Origin of the sequence: Mesorhizobium sp. B4-1-1 (assembly GCF_006439375.1) — a bacterium.
Classification (GTDB): domain Bacteria; phylum Pseudomonadota; class Alphaproteobacteria; order Rhizobiales; family Rhizobiaceae; genus Mesorhizobium.
The window spans coordinates 91,205-112,220 of sequence record NZ_VFTH01000017.1 but is presented as its reverse complement, the minus strand read 5'-3'; the positions used below and the strand labels follow the sequence as shown (position 1 = coordinate 112,220).

The window sequence follows — 21,016 nt, the reverse complement described above, 5'->3', positions numbered from 1 at the left end:
CCAACAAAGCTAGCCCCGATGGTTGGAGAGGGCCGCCAGCGCATCGACAAATGGCTGTTCTTTTCGCGCGCGGTGAAATCGCGGTCCCTGGCGGCGAAAGTCGTCGTCGCCGGGCGCGTCCGCATCAATCGCGACAAAGCAGCGCAGGCCTCCGATCTGGTCAAGCCCGGCGACGTTCTCACCATCACGCTCGAGGGCCGTATCCTGGTCTGGAAGGTGCTGAATTGCGGCACGCGACGCGGTCCGGCCGAAGAGGCGCGGCTGCTCTACGAGGATATGTCGCCGGCGCCGACACCCAAGGGCGAGGCGGTTCCGGATGCCATTCCAGCCCTGCGCGAGGCCGGCAGCGGGCGCCCGACCAAACGCGAGCGGCGGCAGACCGACCGTCTGCTCGGCGATGATTGAATTGGGCCAGCCGGACCGCCAGCGGCGAGACCGCTGGAATTCTATTCCCCGGGGCCGGCAGTGCCCGAATGCCCTGCCCTTGCAAGCAGCCGGCAAAGGCGTTACCTCAACCTGAAAAAGCCGAGCAAATCGGGACGTTCCGGAGCCTGCAATGACCTACGTCGTGACCGACAATTGCATCAAATGCAAATACATGGACTGCATAGAGGTCTGTCCGGTCGACTGTTTCTACGAAGGCGATAACATGCTCGTCATCCACCCCGACGAGTGCATCGACTGCGGCGTGTGCGAGCCCGAATGCCCGGCCGACGCGATCAAGCCGGACACCGAGGGCGGCCTCGACAAATGGTTGCAGGTCAATTCCGAATACGCCGAGAAATGGCCCAACATCACCGCCAAGAAAGAGCCGCCGGCGGACGCCAAGACCTTCGACGGCGAGACCGGAAAGTTCGAGAAATATTTCTCGCCGGAGCCCGGTGAAGGCGATTGATGCTGGCGCGGCAACGCCGGCATGACACGACGTAACGGGGCCGATACAATTGCTGTCTTGACAGGCAGCGACCCCGTTTGGCGTTAGCGAACGCAGCAAAACCTTGATTCTTCCGACTTTTTGTGTTACATCAGCGAAACATGCCGGTGACACAACGTCGATTTATGGCGCTAACGCCCCAAATCACTGAAAGGTGAGCTTTTAGATCCGGACCAGAGCGATCTGGGGCAGGCGGTCGCATTCGTGCGGTATGCCGGTCCCTGCTGTCCGGTGGTTCATCCTGTTGCGTGGCTAATGGTCGGCTGTTGCCGGCCCCATCGGTTCGAGCCGGCATGATGCCGGCTGCACAACTAAGGAGTTCAGGGCGTAATGGCAACGATCACCCCGCAGAAGAAGTCCAACGCGGCCCGCCACGGGTTCAAGACCGGCGAGTTCATCGTCTATCCGGCGCATGGCGTCGGCCAGATCGTGGCGATCGACGAGCAGGAAGTTGCGGGTCACAAGCTGGAACTGTTCGTCATCGATTTCCAGAAGGACAAGATGCGGCTCAAGGTACCGGTCGCCAAGGCGACCTCGATCGGCATGCGCAAGCTGTCGGAAGAGGACTATGTCGACCGCGCGCTGAAGGTCGTGCAGGGCCGCGCCCGCATCAAGCGCACCATGTGGTCGCGCCGCGCCCAGGAATATGATGCCAAGATCAATTCCGGCGACCTGATCTCGATCTCGGAAGTGGTGCGCGACCTTTACCGCGCCGACAACCAGCCGGAGCAATCCTATTCCGAGCGTCAGCTCTATGAAGCCGCGCTCGACCGCATGGCCCGCGAGATCGCCGCTGTGAACCGCATGTCGGAGACCGAGGCGGTTCGCCTCATCGAGGTCAACCTCAACAAGGGTCCGAAGCGCGGCGCCAAGGCCGACAACGAAGAATCCGAACAGGAAGAAGCTGCCTGAGCTTTTTCGCTCATCGAACTGCGAAGAACCCGGCCTCGCGCCGGGTTTTTTGTTTGGGCTTCATGCATGTCTCCGGAAAGTGGGCCCGGTTTCGGGACAAAGACATGCTTAAAATCAAAACTTAAAGCAGGTCGCGTGAATCCGTTTTCACGCGACCTGGCTTTAATGCATGTCGCGCAAAAGTGTGCCAGCGGTTTTGCGATAACGACATGCATGAAAACAAAGCCTTGAAGAAGCGGCAGCCCCGCTCGTTACCCGGACCTTCGATCCGCCCCCAACAAAGGGCGTGATGCTCAGCCGCCAGGCTCCTTCTGCGCTTCTTCCTGCCGCAGCGAGGCGATGAAGCGCTTGGTCCGCTCGCGCTCCGGATTGTCGAACACGACCGAGGCCGGGCCTTTCTCGACGATCGAGCCGGCATCGAGAAAGACGACCTCCTGCGCGATCTTGGAGGCGAGCCTCAGATCGTGCGTCGCCATCACCATGGTCGTGCCTTCGCGGGCAAGCTGCCCAAGCACGTCGACCACTTCCTGCGCCAGTTCCGGATCGAGCGCCGAGGTCGGCTCGTCGCAAAGCAGCACCCGCGGCGACGGCGCCAGCGCCCGGGCGATCGCCACGCGCTGCTGCTGGCCGCCCGACAGCGTCGCCGGCCAGGCATCGGCCTTGTGCGCCATGCCGACCTTTTCGAGCAGGGCCATGGCCCGCTCGCGCGCCCTTGGCTCCGGCCATTTCAGCACCGTCACCAGCCCTTCCATGACATTCTCGATTGCGGTGCGATGCGGGAAGAGCTGGAAATTCTGGAACACCATGCCGGTCTGCAGGCGAATGCGCTGGATGTCCTTGGCCGGCACCTTGATGCCCGGACGGAATTCCAGCCTCTCCTCGCCGATGCGCAAAGCGCCGGACGTCGGGATCTCCAACAGGTTGATGCAGCGTAAGAGCGTGCTTTTGCCGCCGCCCGAAGGGCCTACCAGCGCCGTCACGCTGCCCTCGTCCAGGCTGACGGTGACGCCTTTCAGCACCAGATTGTCGCCGAAGCGCTTTTCGATGTTGGTGAGGCCGATCATGCGTTGGCCTCCAGGAACCCGCCATAGCGGTTGAGCCGCACCTCCAGCCGCGCCTGCAGCGCCGACAGCACCGAGCTCAATGCGAGATAGAGCGCCGCCGCCTCGACATAGAGGATCAGCGGCTCGTAGGTGGTGGCGACGATTCGCTGCGCCGCCTGGAACATCTCGGGCACCGTGATCGCCGCCGCCAGCGAGGTATCCTTGACCAGCGAGATGAAGGTGTTGGAAAGCGGCGGCACCGCGACGCGGCCGGCCTGCGGCAGGATGGTGCGCCGCATCGCCTGGCTCCAGGTCATGCCGATCGAGTAGGATGCCTCCCATTGGCCTTTCGGCACCGAGCCGATGACGGCGCGGATGATCTCCGACGTATAGGCGCCGATGTTCAGCGTGAAGCCGATAAGCGCGGCGGGAAAGGCATCGAGCAGGATGCCGACCGACGGCAGGCCGTAGAAGATCAGGAACAACTGAACGAGCAGCGGCGTGCCACGAAAGATCCAGACATAGAAGCGAACCAGCACAACCAGCGGCTTTGGACCGAACAGCCGGATCAGCGCGGTCGCCAGTCCGGCGATGAGCCCGAGCGCGAAGGACAGGAGCGTCAGCGGCACGGTGAAGATCAGCGCCGCCCACAACAGCGTCGGCAACGATTCCAGCATCAATTGCAGCCAGTGCGGCACGGAGCGCTTCTCCCTTCCAGATACGGCGGCGCGTTCCCCCGTATGGACTGACTATCATGCAAAAACCGGCGGGCCGTCAAAGACGGCGGCGCATGAATATCGTGCAAAAAATAACGGGCCGTCTTTGACGGCCCGCCGGTTTCCGAACAAGAGGACGATTGCCTTACTTCGAAACGTCCTGGCCGAAATATTTGTCGGCGATCTTCTGGTAGGTGCCGTCGGCCTTGATGTCGGCCAGCGCCTTGTTGATGGCCGCGACCAGCTCCGGATCGCCCTTGCGCACGATGACGCCGGAATAGTCGGCATTCTCTTCCTGCGCGGCGATCTTCACATTCGCGTCCGGCTTGTGCTTCTTGAAATCGAGGAAGGACAGGCTGTCGTTGATGGTGGCGTCGGCGCGGCCGGTGAGCAGAAGCTGGATCGACTGGTCGAAGCCGTCGGTGCCGACGAGCTCGGCGCCGTTGGACTCGGCGAGCTTGCCGAAGTTGGAGGTCAGCGACTGCGCCGACTTCTTGCCCTTGAGGTCGGCGAAGGTCTTGATGTCGGTGTTGTCGCCGCGCACGATCAGCACCGCCTTCGAGGCGATGTAGGGATCGGAGAAGTCGTACTTGGCCTTGCGCGCATCGGTGATGCCGACCTCGTTGATGACGGCGTCGTAGCGGTTGGCGTCGAGGCCGGCGATCAGCCCGTCCCACTTGCCTTCGAGGAACTCGACCTTGACGCCGAGCTTGTCGGCGATGGCCCTGGCGATCTCGACATCGAAGCCGACCAAGGCGTTGGATTCGTCATGATAGGTGAAGGGCGCGTAGGTGCCTTCGGTGCCGACCTTGATGACGCCCGCCTGCTTGATCTGGTCGAGATTGGCGCCGGCATGCCCGGCCGTGACCGCCAGAACCTGCAACGTTCCGGCGACAAGGAGCGATTTGAGCCATTTCATTTTTCTGTGATCCCGTTTTGACCGGTGTCCCGGCGCGATTGTGAGAGCCGGAAACTGACAGATAGAAGGCTGGGAAATAAGGAACCAGATTTCAAAAATCAGCTCTGCCAGAAATCTGATTCTCAAAATTGCCTGACAACCCGCCAAGCGACTCTTTCGGGCCGATGACAAAATGTTCCCGCTGGCAATATTTGCCCGCTCGGACGGCGGAACCATCGATGCGCCTGATACGTTGCATCGCTGTTGTAGGGCGCGGCGGCGTCTTTTCAACCGCTGTAAGCTCACTCACCGCCAAAAGGAGCCGGCATGATCGAGGACACAGCAGGACGGACGCTGGTCCGGGCGGCAATGAAGGCTCCTTATCTCGAGCGCGACGAGGAGCATGTTCTCGCCTTGCGCTGGAAGGAAGAGAACGACCAGCACGCGTTGCACAGGATCACCGTCGCCCACATGCGCCTGGTCATCTCGATGGCCTCGAAGTTCCGCCACTACGGCCTGCCGCTCGGCGACCTTATCCAGGAGGGCCATGTCGGCCTGCTCGAGGCTGCCGCCCGTTTCGAGCCCGCGCGCGAAGTGCGCTTCTCGACCTATGCCACCTGGTGGATTCGCGCCTCCATGCAGGATTACATCCTGCGCAATTGGTCGATCGTGCGCGGCGGCACCAGTTCGGCGCAGAAGGCGCTGTTCTTCAACCTGCGGCGTCTGCGCGCCCGCCTCGCCAACGGCGCCGAGCCGCTCTCCAATGCCTCGCTCTACCGCGAGGTTTCGGCCGCGCTTGGCGTTCCGGAAGCCGACGTGGCGATGATGGATTCACGCCTGTCCTCGCCCGACAGCTCGCTCAATGCGCCTCTGGCCGACGAGAACGGCGCCGCCGAGCGGATGGATTTCCTGGTCTCCGAAGACCCGCTCCCCGACGAGATCGTCGGCGACCGGATCGATGTCCAGCGCCGGGCTGTCTGGCTGAAGAGCGCACTTGGCGCGCTCAACGCCCGCGAGCTTCGCATCATCGAGGAGCGCAGGCTGAGCGACGACGGCGCCACGCTGGAAGCGCTCGGCGAACAGCTGGGCATCTCCAAGGAGCGCGTCCGCCAGATCGAGGCCCGCGCCATGGAGAAGCTGAAGCTGGCCCTTGTGAAGCAGAATCCGGAATTTTTGGCGGAAGCCGCCTGAAGCTAATGTAATCGAAAATCAAAGATAGGAAATTTATTAAATAAGAATACATCGTCGTCGAGGCAATTTTTCCTCGATGATGCATATTGATTGTGAACTCTTTAACAGACTGTAGCGCCGCAATCGGGCTTTTTGACGCCTCCAGACCATGACATATGGGGGATCTGCCATGCTGCGATGCTGCGTGCACCTTGCAATCCTGTTCCTTATTGGCCTCACGACATTCGAAGCGCACGCCGATCGAAGGGTTGCCCTCGTCATTGGCAATTCCGAATATCGCGAGATCCCGGCGCTCAAGAATCCCGACAAGGACGCGGACGACGTGTCGGACACGTTCCGGCTGGCCGGCTTCGAGGTGTTCGCCGCCAAGGATCTGACCAGGCTTCAGTTCGAAGAGCGGTTCCGCCACTATCTGGCGGCGGCCGACGGCGCCGATCTCGCGGTCGTCTACTATTCGGGACACGGCTTTCAGATCGGCGGGGAGAATTTCCTAATTCCGGTGGATGCGTCGCTGAAAGATGCGGCCGACATGGAGGTCCAGGCCATCAAGGTCGACGACATATTGCGGCAACTGCGCTCGAGATCGAAGATCCAGATGATCATCCTCGACGCCTGTCGCAACAATCCCTTCCCGCGCAAGGACTATTGGCTGCGCGACCAGTTGATCGTCGCCGGCGGCAGCGGACTTGCGCAGGTAACAGGTTCGCAGAATACGCTGATTGCCTTTGCCACCGAGCCGGGGGCGGTCGCCTATGACGGGTCCGGCGATCTCAGCCCGTTCTCGTCGTCCTTCTCCCGCCGCGCGCTGGCGCCGGACCAGGAGATACGCTCGGTCATGGCGGCCGTGCGCCGCGACGTGGTCAAGGCCACCAACGGCAAGCAGGTTCCGTGGGAGAACTCCTCGCTGCTCGACGATGTCGTGCTGATGCGCGGGGCGGAGCAACCAGCGCCGCCGCCTCTCGACGCGCAGCAGAACGAGCAGGTGGCGGAGCGCGGAATCCAGGTCGCCGATGCCGCCGAGGCGATTGGAAGTCGCGATATCCGCGTCCCGGTCGGCGTCGGCCCGGTTCCGCTGAAACTGGATCTTCCGGCCAAGGATGCCTCGATCAGCCTCAAGCTTGCGAGCTACCCGGCGACCGGAACGCTGTCGTTGCCCGATCGCGTCCTGTCGCCGCAATCGAGCCTGATGGCCGCCGAGGTCGACAATCTGCGCTACGAGCCGCAGATCGGCTCGGCCGCTCCCGTCGAAGTCGGCTTCGAGATCCGCCTGGGCAACGCCGCGAAGCGGGCGACGATAAAACTGTCGCCGGGCGTCGACCCTTGCGACCAGGCCGCTGGCGAGCCGCTCGACCTGCAGGGCATTGTCCCGGGACGGTTGCCGAATGAGATCGGCGGCGGGGCTCTCGAGACCTGCGAGGCGGCGGTGAAGTCCTACCCCGACATTGCGCGCTTCCGTTACGAACTGGGGCGAGCGCTGCTGGCGGCGGGCAGGATCGACGAGGCCAGGCAAGCGATCCAGGAAGCCGCGGACAAGGGACATATCCGCGCCCTATTCGCGCTCGGCACCATCGCCTCATCCGGAACAGGGACGGCTGTCGATACATCGAAGGCGAACGACCTCTATTCGAAGGCGTCGGACAAGGGAGACCCCTACGCCTTGGCCGCCTGGGGACGCGCTTTGTTCAATGGCCTCGGCGTTGAGCGCGACACCGGCAAAGGCCTCGACCTGCTGCTCCAGGCAGCGGCGATGGGGCATGTCGACGCCATGAAGGAGCTCGCCGTGATCTTCGAGGAAGGCCGCAACGGCCTGCCCGCCGACCCGGCCCGCGCCTTGGCTTTCCTCCAAGCCGGCATGGAGCGGCAAGACGTCTATTCGATGGGCATTCTCGGTCTTTCCGCGCACCCCGCGCGCACCACCCCCGTGGTCATGGCGTGCAAGGCCCCGAAGGTTATCACGAAGATAAAAGTGGTCCGCGTGCCCGTGTCAAAACCGAAGACCGTCACACCGCCAAAGGTCAAGCCGACCCCAACGGAAACCGGGAGGACATTCTGGACTGGTGGCAGTAGCCACGCTGCCCCCACCGGCGGTGGCAATACCGGCGACGGCGAAGGTGACGGCGGCAACACCGGTAGTGACGGCTTGTGAAGGACAACATCTCCCAGCCCGGGCGATTGTAAAAATAGCCGGGCGGCGCCTGGTTGGTCCGAATCCGCGAGTCCCTCTACCTGTCGGTGACGATCTTGACCTTGTCGCCCGACGACACTGTCGCGCCCGGCGACATGGCGTTGAGCACGCGGAACAGGTCGAGCTTGCGGTCGACGCCGACCATCTGCGCGGCGAGCGAGCCCATGGTCTGGCCGGCCTGGACGGTGACGACCCTGATATGCAGCGGCTTAAGCGCCGCCTTCTCGGCAGGGCTCAGCACGCGGAAGGACCCGCTGACCGAGCGCGCCACCGGGTCCAGCGCGGCGCTGGCCGAGGGCGCGGCCGTCAGCAGCCTGTAGACTTGGCCGCCGGCGCGGATCACCGCGATGTCGAACTGCCAGCCTTGCGCGCTGGCATGCGCCGTCGCCGCATCGTTGCCGTTGATCGTCTCCTGGCGCACGCTGGCGTCTTCCAGCCCCGCCACCCAGCCGCTGCGGATGTAATCGGGGAGCGATACCGACTTGTCGATCGCCACGCCGTCGAAACGGATGGCGATGTCGCCCGGCCCGGTCGCGGTGACGGCGGCCGCCGAATTGTCGATGACGAAACCGTCCGGCACGGTGAAGGACACCCCGAGTTTGGGATGCATGAAGGTCAGGCCGCGCACATAGCCTTCTTCCGGCGTGTCGCCGTAAAGCAGGCCGTCGATGCCGGCCAGAAATGCGTCGCGGTCGCGCGTGCCGACGCCGGGCGGGCCGAAATTGCGCGCAAGGCGCTGCGCCAGCTCGATGCGCTGCGGCGTGTTGGGGTGCGTCGCCAGGAAGTCGAGGCTGGCGTCGGTGGCGCCGCTGACCGAGCGGAAATCCGTATAGGCCGACATCGACTGGAGGAAGCGACCCGCCGCATAGGGATCGTAGCCCGCCTCGCCGATCGACTTGATGCCGATGGCGTCGGCCTGCAGTTCCTGGTTGCGCGAGAATTGCGCAAGCCTGAGCTTGCCGCGGATGAGCGCCGCCTTGGCCGTCGGGCTGTCGCCGAGCACATCGGAGACCACCTTGGTCGCCAAGCCTTCCTCGGCTTCGAGCTGCTGCCTCTGCAGGCCGTGATTCGCGGTGACGTGGCCCATCTCATGCGCGATGACGGCGGCAAGCTCGGACGAATCGTTGGCCAGCGCCAGCAAGCCGCGCGTCACATAGAGATAGCCGCCCGGCAGCGCGAAGGCGTTGACGTTGGGCGAGTTGAGGATGGTGATGCGATAGGTCTGGGTAGGGTTCGCCGACACCACCGTCAGATTGCCGACGACCTTGGCCACCATGCGTTCGAGCCTGGGGTCGGAATATTCACCGCCATAGGTGGCGAGAATCCGCGGATGCTGCGCCTTCGCCATTTCGGCGAGCTTGGCATTGGCGACCACGTTGTCGACGGTGATCGGCTTGTCGGAAGGCTGGAAGCCGCTTTCCTGCACGTCCGGCGGCGTGAACATCTGGCAGCTGGCCAGCACGGCAACGCTCGCCAGCGCAAGAAATCGTGCCAGCGGCCTCATCCAAACCTTCTCAGCGCCGGTCGACAGATCGGCTTCCTTTCGAACTCTTTCGGCAAATCGCGGCCCAGCCGGACCAGCATGGCCGGACCTAGCCACACTCCCCCGGACAAGGCAAGCAAACGCCGGATCGCCCATTGCCGGTTTGGCCATAAATTATGTCCGCTTCCGGGCAATATGTTGTGATCCGGCAACGGTGCCGCCTCGATCGCCGATATAGCGCCGGAAGGCGTCCGGTCCAGACCGATCGAAGAAATCATCCGCCGGCCCGGTCGCCGCGATCGTACCTTCATCGAGAAAAGCCACGTCCTGGCCGATGCGGCGCGCATCTTCCGGCTGATGTGTGACGAACAGCACCGTCATTTCGCGCTCGGCATGGATGCCGGCCATAAGGTCGAGCATGTCGTCGCGCAGCGCCGGGCCGAGCGACGCGAAAGGTTCGTCGAGCAGCAAGACGGGCCGATCGCGCAGCAGCACCCGCGCCAGCGCCACGCGTTGCCGCTCGCCGCCGGAAAGCTCGCGCGGCAGCCGTCTTTCCTTGCCCGCAAGACCGACCCGCGCCAGCGCCTCGGCGACGTCGGCGCGATCGGCATCGTCGAGTTTGAGCGACGGCGAGCGGCCAAGCCCGACATTGGCTTCGACCGAAAGATGCGCGAACAAATTGTTTTCCTGGAACACCATCGACACCGGCCGCGCCGAAGGCGGCGTGTTGCCGAGATCGGCGCCGCCGATCAGCACCTTGCCCGCATCGGGCGTTTCGAAGCCGGCTATCAGATTGAGCAGCGTCGACTTGCCGGAGCCGCTCGGCCCCATGATGGCGGTGATCCTGCCGGCCGCGAATTCGGCGTCGAAACTGAAGGAGGATGCGCCATAGCTGAACGAAAGGCCATCCAGCGCGACGGTGAGGCCCTTTTGCACGGCGGCGCCGTCGATTGTCGTCGTCATGACTTTCCTTCCCGCCCCAGCCAGTCGGCGGCGACCACCAGCATCAGGCAGACGAGGCCGAGCAGCAAGGCAAGTCCCGCTGCGTCGGCTGTCCGGTAGCTGCCCATGCGCGCCAAAAGCAGATAGGGCAAGGTCTGCACGGAATCGCTGCCGAACAGCGCGATCACGCCGAGATCGCCGAGCGACAGCGCCATGGCGAAGGCGAAGCCGGTGGCCAGGGGCCGCCTGAGCGACGGCCAGTCGATCAGGCTGAGGCGGGCCCAGCCGGATATGCCGAGCGCCAGGCAAAGCCGCTCGTGGCGCTCGCTCGCCGCGTCATAGGCCGGGCGAATGGCGCGAATGGCGAAGGGCATCGCCATCACCGCGTTGACGGCGACGACCATGGCCGGCGCGACGGCGAAGACATCGGTGACGTGGCGCAGCGCCAGGAACCAGCCGGCGCCAAGCACGATCGGCGGCACGACCAGCACGAAGCCGGCTCCGGTATCGGCGGCATGTTCGAGCAGGCCCATGGCGCCGCCTGCCCGGCGCCGCAGGGCCAGCGCGCGCCGAGCCCCGATCAGCGCCAGCGACAACGTCACGCTGAGCAGCGCCGCAAGCAGGGCGAGGCCCGCGCTGGTGAGCGTCGCGCGGCGCACCGCCTCCTCGCCCGCCAACCGGCCGAGATCGGCCTGAAGGCCTGAAAGCACGGTCGCCAGCATCGGCCCGGCGACGAACAGCAGGGCAAGCGCGATGAGGCCGGCGTTCAGCACGCTTTCGGTCCGTCCCGCCGAAAGGTAGCGGCGTGGCGCCACCGGCAGATTGGCATCGCCGACCGTGTTGGCGCCGAGCCGCGTGAGCGCGACGACCACGACGAAGGTGAGCGCGATCTGCAGCAGCGTCAGCACCACGGCGCGCGCGGGATCGAAATCGAAGCGCAGCGCTTGGTAGATGGCGACCTCCAGCGTCGTCGCGGCCGGACCGCCGCCCAGCGTCAGCACGATGGTGAAGGAGGTTATGCAGAGCATGAAGACCAGCCCGGCGATCCCCGGCAGGGCCGCGCGCAGCACCGGCCATTCGATCAGCCGGAAAGCCGGCCGCGCGCCCATGCCGAGCTGACTCGCCAGCCGCCACTGGTCGGCGGGAACCGTGCCCAGCGCCTCAAGGAAGAGGCGCGTGGCCAGGGGCAAGTTGAAGAACACATGCGCGACAAGGATGCCGGAGAGGCCGTAGATCCCCGGCCAATCCCCGCCGCCAAGCCTGGCGAAAGCGCCGGCAAAGTACCCGGCGCGACCATAGAGCGCCAATATGCCGAGCGCGGCGACGATCGCCGGCAAGGCCAGCGGCACGGTGAACAATTGCAGGATCAAGCGACGCCCGGGAAAGGTCGGATGTCTCGACAAAGCGCGCGCGACCAGCAGCGCCGGCGCGACCGACAGCAGCGTCGACAGCAGCGCCTGCCACAGCGTGAAGCGGGCGACGCGCGAGAGATAACTGTCGAAGGCGGCGGCAGCGCCGGAGAGATCCTGCGCGCCCTCGAGGACGAGGCCGGCGAAGGCGCCGCCAATGAGCACGGCGATCGCCGCCAGCGCGACGACGCCGGCGGTGATGCGGGAGTCACGCGCCGAGTGCACGCTGCGCCATTTGAGTTCGAGCTAACGAGCGCCGGGTCGCTTCGCGCCCCGCTCTGGCCTGCCGGCCATCTCCCCCTCTAGGGGGGAGATTAGCAGCTTCGACGCCCCGCTTAGTCCTGCAGCGTTGGAGATTGGCGAAAGTTGGCGTGACAGCCAATCTCCCCCCTTGAGGGGGAGATGTCGGGCAAGACAGAGAGGAGGGCCTTGGCGCAAGCATCGCAGCCCTACTTGCTCATCACCGCCAGCCACTCATCCACCCACGCCTTGCGGTTGGCAGCCACTTCCTGCGGGCTGAACAGCAAGGTCTTGGTCGGCTTGACCAGCTTGTCGAAGGCCGGGTTGAGCGGCTTGTCGGTCTTGCCGGCGGGGAACATCCAGTTGGTCTCCGGAATGACGTCCTGGAATTTCGGTCCGGTCATGAAGGCGATGAACTTCTGCGCCAGCGGGTTCTTCGCGCCGGTGGTGGTGATGCCGGCAACCTCGATCTGCAGGTACTCGCCCTCTTCGAAGGAGGCTGCCTGGTAGCGCTCGGTGTTCTCGGCCACCATGTGATAGGCCGGCGAGGTGGTGTAGGAGAGCACCATCGGCGCCTCGCCCTTGGTGAACAGGCCATAGGCCTCGCTCCAGCCCGGCGTCACCGTCAGCACCTTCGGCTTGAGCTTGGCCCAGGCCTCCGGCGCCTTGTCGCCATACACGGACTTCACCCACAAAAGCAGGCCGAGGCCGGGCGTCGAGGTGCGCGGATCCTGGATGACGATCTTGTCCGTGCCGGCGCCCTCGACCAGGTCCTTGAGGCTTTTCGGCGGTGTCTTCAGCTTTTCGGTATCGTAGACGACAGCGAAATAGCCGTAATCGAACGGCACGAACGTGTCGTCCTTCCAGCCGCCAGGCACATTGATGCCGGCGACTTCCCCATGCGGCGCAAACAGGCCGCTCGCCTTGGCATCCGCCGTCAGGTTGGTGTCGAGGCCGAGCACGATATCGGCCTTGATGCCGGCGCCTTCGAGCTTGACGCGGTTGAGCAGGGCGACGCCGTCCGCAACCGAGACGAATTCGAGATCGCAGCCGCATTCGGCCTCGAACTCCTTCTTGACGGCCGGGCCGGGACCCCAGTCGGCGGTGAAGCTCTCATAGGTATAGACGGTGAGCTTGTCCTTTGCCTCTGCAGGCGCGACGCCCGCCAGAAGCGAGACAAGACCGGTTGCGAGAATGAGATTGGACAGCATTGCGCGCATCGGCGCCTCCTTCGTTCGCGTTAAAGGAATTGAGGCGTCGGATCGTCCGAAACGTCTAATCCCTCCGCCGGTACAAACCGGATCAGGTTCAGCGGGTTGGCTTGATCGCCTCTCAGCCGGATCACGTCCGGCACCCCGTTAGAGCGTTTCGACAGATAGGCCCCGCCGAAGCGGCGCGCAAGCGGAAGTTTGCCGGGCAGCTAATGTTCGCGGCAACAGGCGCGCAAGCGAAGCGCGGGCCGTCCGGCTTCCGTTTCGCTTGGAGGGCTGGTAAGGGCCACGGCCATGGGCACATTCACCATCCTGCTTGGCGGCGAGCTTGTCCGCACACCTCGGCTCGAACGCCAGATCGAAGGTTCGCGCGTCATCGCCGCCGATGCCGGCATCGGCCATGCCCGCATGCTTGGACTGGTGCCGGAGCTGTGGGTCGGCGATTTCGACTCGGTGCCTGCCAATCTGTCGGATGATCTCGCCACCGTTCCGCGAAAAATCTTCCCGGCCGAGAAGGACATGACCGATGGCGAACTCGCCATAGCGGAAGCGCTCCAGCGCGGCGCCACCAGCCTGGTGCTGGCCGGCGCCTTCGGCGGCAAGCGCGCCGATCATGCCTTCCTGCATCTGGCGCTGGCCGTGCGGCTGGCCGAGGCTGGCACCACCGTGCTGCTGACCAGCGGCGCGCAGGAAGGCGTTCCCATCCTGCCTGGCAAGGCCAGCTTCGACTATGACGACGGCACCTTGTTTTCGGTGCTCGGCTTCTCCGAGCTCGCCGGCCTGACGGTGACCGGCGCGAAATGGCCGCTCGACCGCGTCGAGGTGGCGTTCGGCTCCTCGCTCACTATATCAAACGAGGTCAAAGGGCAGTTCGGCATCGCGCTGGAGCGCGGCCGGGCGCTGCTTCTGGCCCACCCCTATCCTCTTCCAGAAAGCTGACATTCCAGACATGGCGCCGCCACTCCTCAATCTCGACGGCATTAAACTGACCTTCGGCGGCACCCCGCTGCTCGACGGCGCGGCGCTCAGCGCATCCGCAGGCGAGAAGATCGCGCTGGTCGGCCGCAACGGCTCCGGCAAGTCGACGCTGCTCAAGATCGCCGCCGGCATGATCGAGCCGCAGGACGGCGAGGTGTTTCGCCAGCCTTCGGCGACCGTCCGCTATCTGCCGCAGATGCCTGACATGGACGGCTTCGCCGACGTGCGCGCCTATGTCGAGGCCGGCCTCGGCCCGGCCGACGATCCGCATCGCGCCACCTATCTGATGGAGCATCTCGGCCTGACCGGCGAGGAGCGTCCGAACGATCTTTCCGGTGGCGAGGCGCGCCGCGCCGCGCTTGCCCGCGTCATGGCGCCGGAGCCCGATATCCTCCTGCTCGACGAGCCGACCAACCATCTCGACCTGTCGGTCATCGAATGGCTGGAAGAGGAACTCGCCCGCACCTCGTCGGCGGTGATCCTGATCTCGCACGACCGCCGCTTTCTCGAGCGCGTCACGCGCGCCACCGTCTGGCTCGACCGCGGCCAGACGCGACGACTGGACAAGGGCTTTGCCCATTTCGAGGAATGGCGCGACCAGGTGCTGGAAGAGGAAGAGCGCGAGCAGCACAAGCTCGGCCGCCAGATCGTGCGCGAGGAGCACTGGCTGCGCTATGGCGTGACCGCCCGGCGAAAGCGCAACATGCGCCGCCTCGGCGAGTTGCAGGCCATGCGCCAGCGCCACCGCGGCCATCGAGGCGCCGAGGGCATTGCCACCATGGTGGCCAGCGACGCCGCCGAATCCGGCAAGCTGGTGATCGAGGCCAAGGGCATCGACAAGAGCTTCGGCGAGCTCACCGTGGTCAAGGGTTTCTCGACCCGCATCCAGCGTGGCGACCGCGTCGGCCTGGTTGGCCCGAACGGCGCCGGCAAGACGACATTGTTGAAGATGCTGACCGGCGAGCTGGCGCCGGATGCCGGCACCGTGCGGCTCGGCGTCAATCTGGAGATCGCGACGCTCGACCAAAAGCGCGAGGCCGTCGACCCGCAGGAGACGCTGGCGCATTACCTCACCGACGGGCGCGGTGAGAACCTTGTTGTCAATGGCGAGCAGCGCCATGTCGTCTCCTACATGAAGGATTTCCTGTTCAAGCCGGAGCAGGCGCGCACGCCGGTGCGCGAGCTTTCCGGCGGCGAGCGCGCGCGCCTGCTTCTGGCCCGCGTGCTGGCGCGGCCGGCGAACCTCCTGGTGCTCGATGAGCCGACCAACGATCTCGACATGGAGACGCTCGAACTGCTGCAGGAACTGGTCGCCGGTTTTGCCGGAACCGTGATCCTGGTCAGCCACGACCGCGACTTCCTCGACCGCACCGTCACCAGCGTGATCGCGCCGGAGGGCAACGGCCGCTGGATCGAATATGCCGGCGGCTATTCCGACATGCTGGCGCAGCGCGGCGGCTCGAAGCTGGAAGACCGCAAGGCGAGGCCGAAGGCCGAGGCGAGCGAGCCTGGATCGAAGGCCGAACAGGCAGCATCCAAAGGCCCCGCCAAAAAGCTCTCGTTCAAGCAGAAATTCGCGCTGGACTCGCTGCCCAAGAAGATCGAGGCGGTGACGGCCTCAATCTCGCGGCTGGAGAACAACATCGCCGACCCGTCCTTCTACGAGCGCGACCCGGCCTCGTTCCAGAAGACCATTGCCGCGTTGGACAAGGAGCGCACGACGTTGGCGGCACTCGAGGAAGAGTGGCTGGAACTGGAGATGCTGCGCGAAGAGATGGAGGGGTAGGCTTGCCCGCACCTTTCTATGCGCTTATCTTATGCGCATAGAACAGGGAGGCTGCCGTGCTCCAATCAACTGCGAAACCGCAGCGCAAATCGGTAAACACCTCGATCGATTCGAGATTGATCGACGAGGCCAAGGCATTGGGTATCAATATGTCCCGCGCTGCCGAGCAAGGAATCGCCAAGGCAATTTCTGCCGAGAAGACCCGTCGCTGGCAGGAGGAGAACAAGGAAGCGCTCGAAAGCTCTAACGAATACGTCAAGCGTAACGGTCTGCCTTTAGCCAAGTACCGGCTGTTTTGATGGCCCGCTACGATTTCTACCGGAGCACGGGAAGCGACGGTTATCTCCTCGACGTTCAGTCCGACATACTGGAACACCTCGATACTAATGTCGTCGTTCCCCTTCTGCCCCCCAACATCGCACCGCTGCCGGCACGCAGGCTGAACCCGATCTTCAGGATCGACGGCAACGAACACGTTATGGTCACTCAGTTCATTTCGGCTGTGACCGCTTCCGAATTGCGGGCGGCAGAAGGAAACCTTGCCAGGCATCGTGACGAGATCGTCGCCGCTCTCGACATGCTTTTTCAGGGATTTTGAGCAGCGACGCCATTGCGTCGCCGCCACCGCTCACCCCGACGTCTTCGCCGCCCAGGCCTTCAGCGCCTCGTCGAACACTTTCTCGCCCGGAATGCCCTTTTCCATGGTGAGCAGCGCGCGGCGTCCGGTCTTGTAGACCACCGGCACGTCGATCCAGTCCTGGCCCCGAAGCAGCGTCAGGTTGGCGTCCTCGTCCGCCTTGGTGTCGTTGAGCGCGACGAGGAAGAAACCGTCGGCGATCTTGGCCGGAATGCCGATCAGCGGGCTGCCGGCGTCCTGTTCGGAGCTCTTCATGGCGATGCGCAGGATGTTGTCGACCCCGCCGCCGTCAAATCCTTCCGGCGTCAGGAAGATCATCTCGACGATGTGGCTGGCCGGCAGCGTCTGGTCGGTATTGCGCCGGATCGTCATGCGCAACTGGATATTCTTGCCGGGGATCGTCGCCTCGGCGCGGATCGCCGGTTCGGGCGGCAGATCGCCGCCGGGCGATTCCTGCACCAGCGACCAGACGATGCTGCCGGGCTCGGCCGTGCCCTGCTGCGTGCTGGTGCGCTCCTCATAGAAGATCGCCTTCTGTCCTACCGGCACGGTCGCCTCGGCGGTCGTCGGCGCTGGCGCGGGTGGCGCCGTGCCTGCGGCCGGCGGCGTTGCTCCAGCCGCCGGTGGCGTGGTGCCAGCCGCGGGCTGCGTTGCCGCATCAGCCGCGGGCGGTGTTGTTCCGGCCGCTGGCGGTGTCGGATTGGCGGCGTCGGTCGGAGCCGGCGTCGCGGCAGGCGCCTCGGGCGTTTGCGTGGCCGGAACAGGCGGTGTCGTCACCGGCGCAGCCGGCGGCCGCGAGGTCAGCGCCGCGACGGATTCGCCTTCGCCGATCGTGGCCTGTCCGCCGGCCGGACCGGGATCGGTCTCCTTGCCCTCGGGCGTCAGGCGTTGCGTGAACTTGGCGGTGTCCGCCGGCTCGCTGGCGCTGGGCGCAGCCGGCGCGGCCGCCGTCTCCGTCGCCGGCTTGGCCGGAGCCGGCTTGACCAGCGGCTCGGTCGAAACCGTCTTGCTGCCGCCGCCAAGGCCGAAGAGCGAGCCGAATGCATTCTTGTTCAGCCATATGCCGTAGCCGCCGCCGGCGAGCACCAACAGCGCGATGAGAGCGGCGATCAAGCCGCCATAGCTGCGCTTGCGTTCCTGCCGCTGTGGCCGCAGGCGCTGGAAGGTATCGGCCGCCGGCTGCTCGTCATTGGCAAAGACGTCGCCGCCGTCATCGGCACCGTCCATGCCCGCCGGGCCTACATCGTCCTCGCGCGGCGACGGCATCGGCGGCGGCGCCTTCTGCCAGGCTGGTTCGGCCTTTGGCGCGGTCTGCCAGTTCGGCTCCGTCCTCGCCGTGTTCTGCCACGCCGGCTCGGCTTTTACGGGGTTTTGCCGCGCGGGCTCCGCCTTCGGCGCGCTTTGCCAGCTTGGTTCCGTCCTGGCGGGCGCGGGCGCCGGCCTGAACGGTTCGGATTTGAACGGATCCGGCTTGGCAGGCTCAGGCGCCGCCGGCTGGCGGGAATGGCTCGGCTGGTTCTTGTTGCGGTCGATGGAGGAGAAAATATGCTCCAGCTCCGCCAGCGGATCCTCGGCCGGAACGGGTTTGGCATATTCGCGCTCAACGCTGGAGATGGCATCTTCCAGCGAGCGCTTCTGCTTGCTGACGACATCGGGCGCAAGCGGCGGGGAATACTCCGCGAGCTTCTTCGCCAGCACCGCGCGGGCACCGTCGTATATCTGTTTGCGCACCTCGAACGAAGGATCGACCTTCTTCTCGATCTGCTTTTTCAGAACACTAACGAAATCTGCCATGCGTCAGGTGACCTGCATTCTTTTCCCGCCGGCCGCAAATCAGCCGTAGCGCCGGGAAGGGCTGTGAAACTAGTCTTGAAACGGATCGGTCACAAGTATTGTGTCGTCCCGCTCGGGGCTGGTGGAGAGCAGCGCCACCGGGGCGCCGATCAGCTCCTCGATATAGCGGACATATTTGACGGCTTGCGCCGGCAAATCGTTCCAGCTTCTGGCGCCGGCGGTGGTTCCCTTCCAGCCTTCGAGTGTCTCGTAGATGGGCTCGACCCGCGCTTGCGCGCCCTGGCTGGCCGGCAGGTAATCGATCGTCTCGCCATCGAGCCTGTAGCCCGTGCAGACCTTGATCTCGTCCAGCCCGTCGAGCACGTCGAGCTTGGTGAGAGCGATACCCTTGATGCCGTTGACTGCGACGGCCTGGCGCACCAGCACGGCGTCGAACCAGCCGCAGCGGCGCTTGCGGCCGGTGACCACGCCGAACTCATGGCCGCGCGTGCCGAGGAACTCGCCGATCTCGTTCTTCTGCTCCGTCGGGAACGGTCCCTCGCCGACGCGCGTCGTGTAGGCCTTGGTGATGCCGAGCACATAGCCGATGACGCCGGGGCCCACGCCCGAGCCGGCGGCGGCCTGCCCGGCCACGGTGTTGGACGAGGTGACGAAGGGATAGGTGCCGTGGTCGATGTCGAGCAGCGTGCCCTGCGCGCCCTCGAACAGGATGCGCTCGCCGGCGCGACGCTTGTCGTCGAGCACCTTCCAGACGCGATCCATGTAGGGCAGGATCTCGGCGGCCACCGAGGTCAGCTCCTGCATGATCGCCTCATGCGTTGCTTCCGCATGGCCGAGCCCGCGGCGCAGCGCGTTGTGGTGCGTCAGCAGCCTGTCGACCTTCAAGGGGAGCGTTTCCAAATCCGCCAAATCCATCACCCGCACCGCGCGCCGTCCCACCTTGTCCTCATAGGCGGGGCCGATGCCGCGGCGGGTCGTGCCTATCTTGGTTCCGGAATTTGAGGCGGCGTCTTCGCGGAATCCGTCCAGTTCCCGGTGCAGCGACAGGATAAGCGCGGTGTTTTCGGCTATTTTCAGGCGCTCCGGCGTGACCTCCACGCCCTGCTCCTTGAGCTTTTTGGCTTCGGCGACGAAGGCATGCGGATCGAACACCACGCCATTGCCGATGATCGAAAGCTTGCCTTCCCGCACCACGCCCGAGGGCAGCAGCGACAGCTTGTAGACCTTGCCGTCGACGACCAGCGTATGGCCGGCATTGTGGCCGCCCTGGAAGCGCACGACCACATCGGCCCGTTCCGACAGCCAGTCGACGATCTTGCCCTTGCCTTCGTCGCCCCATTGCGAGCCGACGACCACCACATTGGCCATGTTCTTTTCCCTTGAAATGCCGCGCGGGCAGCCTGAAACGACAGGCCTCTATAGCGTCTAGCGCAGGCGGGCGCGACCCTTTCTTTGCCGCCGAAACCATCCTTGGCGCACGACCCCGAACCGAAGGTCAGCGGACCCAAAAAGCGGGAACCGGCTTTCGCAAGTGACCATGCCTCATACAGGAATTGGATCAAGATGACGCCGCCGGCGAGACGTCAACCTGATCCAGGCACAACAAATTCCGGCTTTCGCATCATTTACTTGCTGCCGCCTCCACTCTAGGCCGGGCTGAACCCCTCGAACACCGAGGCCGGAACCTCCATGCACCGAGCCGCCTATCTGTTCCTTCTGTCGACCATGCTCCTGTGGGGCGGCAATTCGGTGGCGGGCAAGCTTGCCGTCGGCCATGTCTCGCCGATGACGCTGGTGTTCCTGCGCTGGGTGATGGCGGTGCTGATCCTGCTGCCCATCGGCTGGCGGACGCTGCGTGAGGATTGGCCTGAAGTGCGCAGGCACTGGAAGTTGCTTGCCGGCCTCGGCGCCTGCGGCTTCACCATCTTCAACGTCATCTTCTACACGGCCCTCAACTACACGACCGCCATCAACGTCTCGATCGAGCAGGCCGCCATTCCGATCGTCATCATCCTTGCCAATTTCGTGCTGTTCAGGCTGCGCGTGCAGCCTCTGCAGGTCGTCGGCGTCGTCCTCACCATCGTCGGCGTCGCGCTGACCGCCAGCCATGGCGACCTCGGCCAGCTCTTGAAGCTCGATCTCAACTTCGGCGACGCCATCATGCTTGTCGCGGTGCTTTGCTACAGCCTCTATTCGGTGGGGCTGCGCCTCAAGCCGGCAATCCGCTGGCAGAGTTTCATGCTGGCGCTGTCGATCGCCGCGCTGCTGATCTCCCTGCCCTTCTTCGTCTGGGAGGTCGCATCTGGCCGCGTCATCGTGCCGGATGCGCGTGGATGGGCACTCACGCTCTACACGGCGCTTGGCGCTTCGGTCGTCTCGCAGGTCCTCTACATCAAGGGCAACGAATTGATCGGCGCCAACCGCGCCGGCCTGTTCATCAACCTGGTGCCGATCTTCGGCACGCTGCTTTCGGTGCTGATCGTCGGCGAGCAGTTTCAGGCCTATCAGGCTTTCGCGCTGGCGCTTGTCCTGGGCGGCATTGGGCTTGCCGAATACAGCGGCAGCCGAGCAGCGCTGCAGACGGGATGATGTCTCAAATCATGCGCCAAGCAGCCGTCGGGTGACGGCCATGTCATTGATGCCCCGCCTGCTGCAGG

19 protein-coding genes and 1 riboswitch are annotated in these 21,016 nt (G+C 64.7%); of the genes, 10 read left to right on the top strand and 9 right to left on the bottom strand.

Features of this window, described 5'->3' with window-relative positions:
• Window positions 1–18: 18 nt before the first annotated feature.
• From FJW10_RS22420 to FJW10_RS22410, 3 genes are all read left to right on the top strand, one after another.
• Window positions 19–405, top strand: a complete 387-nt coding sequence (locus FJW10_RS22420) for an RNA-binding S4 domain-containing protein (RefSeq protein ID WP_140833001.1) — start codon at window positions 19–21, stop codon at window positions 403–405.
• A 151-nt stretch (window positions 406–556) separates the two neighbouring features.
• Window positions 557–895, top strand: coding sequence for a ferredoxin FdxA (gene fdxA / locus FJW10_RS22415; RefSeq protein ID WP_140832999.1), 339 nt, complete (start codon window positions 557–559; stop codon window positions 893–895).
• A gap of 369 nt (window positions 896–1,264) precedes the next feature.
• Window positions 1,265–1,846, top strand: a complete 582-nt coding sequence (locus tag FJW10_RS22410) for a CarD family transcriptional regulator (RefSeq protein ID WP_140645828.1) — start codon at window positions 1,265–1,267, stop codon at window positions 1,844–1,846.
• A gap of 293 nt (window positions 1,847–2,139) precedes the next feature.
• Here FJW10_RS22410 and FJW10_RS22405 read toward each other — a convergent pair whose 3' ends face one another.
• The 3 genes from FJW10_RS22405 to FJW10_RS22395 form a co-directional block, all read right to left on the bottom strand.
• The gene (locus tag FJW10_RS22405; protein ID WP_140832997.1) at window positions 2,140–2,910 is read right to left on the bottom strand and encodes an amino acid ABC transporter ATP-binding protein; all 771 of its coding nucleotides are present in this window, start codon (window positions 2,908–2,910) and stop codon (window positions 2,140–2,142) included.
• Complete coding sequence (locus FJW10_RS22400) at window positions 2,907–3,587, bottom strand: ABC transporter permease subunit (RefSeq protein WP_140832995.1); 681 nt, start codon at window positions 3,585–3,587, stop codon at window positions 2,907–2,909. The genes FJW10_RS22405 and FJW10_RS22400 overlap by 4 nt, the downstream gene beginning before the upstream one ends.
• 163 nt (window positions 3,588–3,750) lie before the next feature.
• Entirely contained in the window at window positions 3,751–4,524 is a 774-nt protein-coding gene (locus tag FJW10_RS22395; protein ID WP_140901659.1) for an amino acid ABC transporter substrate-binding protein, read from the bottom strand.
• A gap of 306 nt (window positions 4,525–4,830) precedes the next feature.
• On the opposite strand from FJW10_RS22395, the gene FJW10_RS22390 reads away from it, so the two are divergent.
• Window positions 4,831–5,694 (top strand): RNA polymerase factor sigma-32, encoded by an 864-nt coding sequence (locus FJW10_RS22390; protein ID WP_140832991.1) that lies wholly within the window; start codon window positions 4,831–4,833, stop codon window positions 5,692–5,694.
• Window positions 5,695–5,863: 169 nt separating this feature from the next.
• Window positions 5,864–7,840: a caspase family protein gene (locus tag FJW10_RS22385; RefSeq protein WP_140901658.1), complete on the top strand. Its 1,977-nt coding sequence runs from the start codon at window positions 5,864–5,866 to the stop codon at window positions 7,838–7,840.
• A 76-nt stretch (window positions 7,841–7,916) separates the two neighbouring features.
• Here FJW10_RS22385 and FJW10_RS22380 read toward each other — a convergent pair whose 3' ends face one another.
• From FJW10_RS22380 to thiB, 4 genes are all read right to left on the bottom strand, one after another.
• Window positions 7,917–9,383 carry a M48 family metalloprotease gene (locus FJW10_RS22380; RefSeq protein WP_140832988.1) on the bottom strand — a complete coding sequence of 489 codons (1,467 nt, stop codon included), beginning with the start codon at window positions 9,381–9,383 and terminating at the stop codon, window positions 7,917–7,919.
• A 153-nt stretch (window positions 9,384–9,536) separates the two neighbouring features.
• Window positions 9,537–10,325, bottom strand: coding sequence for a thiamine ABC transporter ATP-binding protein (gene thiQ / locus FJW10_RS22375; RefSeq protein ID WP_140901657.1), 789 nt, complete (start codon window positions 10,323–10,325; stop codon window positions 9,537–9,539).
• Entirely contained in the window at window positions 10,322–11,938 is a 1,617-nt protein-coding gene (gene thiP, locus FJW10_RS22370; protein ID WP_140901656.1) for a thiamine/thiamine pyrophosphate ABC transporter permease, read from the bottom strand. The genes thiQ and thiP overlap by 4 nt, the downstream gene beginning before the upstream one ends.
• Before the next feature lie 224 nt (window positions 11,939–12,162).
• On the bottom strand, window positions 12,163–13,173 hold the full coding sequence (thiB, locus tag FJW10_RS22360; RefSeq protein ID WP_140901655.1) for a thiamine ABC transporter substrate binding subunit: 1,011 nt from the start codon (window positions 13,171–13,173) through the stop codon (window positions 12,163–12,165).
• A gap of 42 nt (window positions 13,174–13,215) precedes the next feature.
• Window positions 13,216–13,321, bottom strand: a riboswitch (TPP riboswitch).
• A 137-nt stretch (window positions 13,322–13,458) separates the two neighbouring features.
• Between thiB and FJW10_RS22355 the strand changes: the two genes are divergently transcribed.
• From FJW10_RS22355 to FJW10_RS22340, 4 genes are read left to right on the top strand one after another with little or no spacing between them, the layout of a single operon-like run.
• Window positions 13,459–14,103, top strand: a complete 645-nt coding sequence (locus FJW10_RS22355) for a thiamine diphosphokinase (protein ID WP_140901654.1) — start codon at window positions 13,459–13,461, stop codon at window positions 14,101–14,103.
• A 10-nt stretch (window positions 14,104–14,113) separates the two neighbouring features.
• Window positions 14,114–15,928: an ABC-F family ATP-binding cassette domain-containing protein gene (locus tag FJW10_RS22350; protein WP_140901653.1), complete on the top strand. Its 1,815-nt coding sequence runs from the start codon at window positions 14,114–14,116 to the stop codon at window positions 15,926–15,928.
• Window positions 15,929–15,984: 56 nt separating this feature from the next.
• Window positions 15,985–16,227 carry a type II toxin-antitoxin system CcdA family antitoxin gene (locus FJW10_RS22345; protein ID WP_140832976.1) on the top strand — a complete coding sequence of 81 codons (243 nt, stop codon included), beginning with the start codon at window positions 15,985–15,987 and terminating at the stop codon, window positions 16,225–16,227.
• Complete coding sequence (locus FJW10_RS22340) at window positions 16,227–16,526, top strand: CcdB family protein (protein WP_140832974.1); 300 nt, start codon at window positions 16,227–16,229, stop codon at window positions 16,524–16,526. The genes FJW10_RS22345 and FJW10_RS22340 overlap by 1 nt, the downstream gene beginning before the upstream one ends.
• 30 nt (window positions 16,527–16,556) lie before the next feature.
• On the opposite strand, the gene FJW10_RS22335 is transcribed toward FJW10_RS22340, so the two are convergent.
• Window positions 16,557–18,359 (bottom strand): hypothetical protein, encoded by a 1,803-nt coding sequence (locus FJW10_RS22335; protein WP_140901652.1) that lies wholly within the window; start codon window positions 18,357–18,359, stop codon window positions 16,557–16,559.
• 69 nt (window positions 18,360–18,428) lie between these two features.
• Complete coding sequence (locus FJW10_RS22330; RefSeq protein WP_140832970.1) at window positions 18,429–19,727, bottom strand: adenylosuccinate synthase; 1,299 nt, start codon at window positions 19,725–19,727, stop codon at window positions 18,429–18,431.
• A 321-nt stretch (window positions 19,728–20,048) separates the two neighbouring features.
• Here FJW10_RS22330 and FJW10_RS22325 point away from each other — a divergent pair, with 321 nt between their 5' ends.
• Window positions 20,049–20,948: a DMT family transporter gene (locus FJW10_RS22325; RefSeq protein WP_140832968.1), complete on the top strand. Its 900-nt coding sequence runs from the start codon at window positions 20,049–20,051 to the stop codon at window positions 20,946–20,948.
• Window positions 20,949–21,016 lie beyond the last annotated feature (68 nt).

Bases quoted from the DNA above. Each gene is read 5' to 3' on its own strand.
- FJW10_RS22420 (WP_140833001.1), top strand. From the start codon at position 19: ATGGTTGGAGAGGGCCGCCAGCGCATCGACAAATGGCTGTTCTTTTCG.
- fdxA (WP_140832999.1), top strand. From the start codon at position 557: ATGACCTACGTCGTGACCGACAATTGCATCAAATGCAAATACATGGAC.
- FJW10_RS22410 (WP_140645828.1), top strand. From the start codon at position 1,265: ATGGCAACGATCACCCCGCAGAAGAAGTCCAACGCGGCCCGCCACGGG.
- FJW10_RS22405 (WP_140832997.1), bottom strand. From the start codon at position 2,910: ATGATCGGCCTCACCAACATCGAAAAGCGCTTCGGCGACAATCTGGTG.
- FJW10_RS22395 (WP_140901659.1), bottom strand. From the start codon at position 4,524: ATGAAATGGCTCAAATCGCTCCTTGTCGCCGGAACGTTGCAGGTTCTG.
- FJW10_RS22390 (WP_140832991.1), top strand. From the start codon at position 4,831: ATGATCGAGGACACAGCAGGACGGACGCTGGTCCGGGCGGCAATGAAG.
- FJW10_RS22385 (WP_140901658.1), top strand. From the start codon at position 5,864: ATGCTGCGATGCTGCGTGCACCTTGCAATCCTGTTCCTTATTGGCCTC.
- FJW10_RS22380 (WP_140832988.1), bottom strand. From the start codon at position 9,383: ATGAGGCCGCTGGCACGATTTCTTGCGCTGGCGAGCGTTGCCGTGCTG.
- thiQ (WP_140901657.1), bottom strand. From the start codon at position 10,325: ATGACGACGACAATCGACGGCGCCGCCGTGCAAAAGGGCCTCACCGTC.
- thiB (WP_140901655.1), bottom strand. From the start codon at position 13,173: ATGCGCGCAATGCTGTCCAATCTCATTCTCGCAACCGGTCTTGTCTCG.
- FJW10_RS22355 (WP_140901654.1), top strand. From the start codon at position 13,459: ATGGGCACATTCACCATCCTGCTTGGCGGCGAGCTTGTCCGCACACCT.
- FJW10_RS22350 (WP_140901653.1), top strand. From the start codon at position 14,114: ATGGCGCCGCCACTCCTCAATCTCGACGGCATTAAACTGACCTTCGGC.
- FJW10_RS22340 (WP_140832974.1), top strand. From the start codon at position 16,227: ATGGCCCGCTACGATTTCTACCGGAGCACGGGAAGCGACGGTTATCTC.
- FJW10_RS22335 (WP_140901652.1), bottom strand. From the start codon at position 18,359: ATGGCAGATTTCGTTAGTGTTCTGAAAAAGCAGATCGAGAAGAAGGTC.
- FJW10_RS22330 (WP_140832970.1), bottom strand. From the start codon at position 19,727: ATGGCCAATGTGGTGGTCGTCGGCTCGCAATGGGGCGACGAAGGCAAG.
- FJW10_RS22325 (WP_140832968.1), top strand. From the start codon at position 20,049: ATGCACCGAGCCGCCTATCTGTTCCTTCTGTCGACCATGCTCCTGTGG.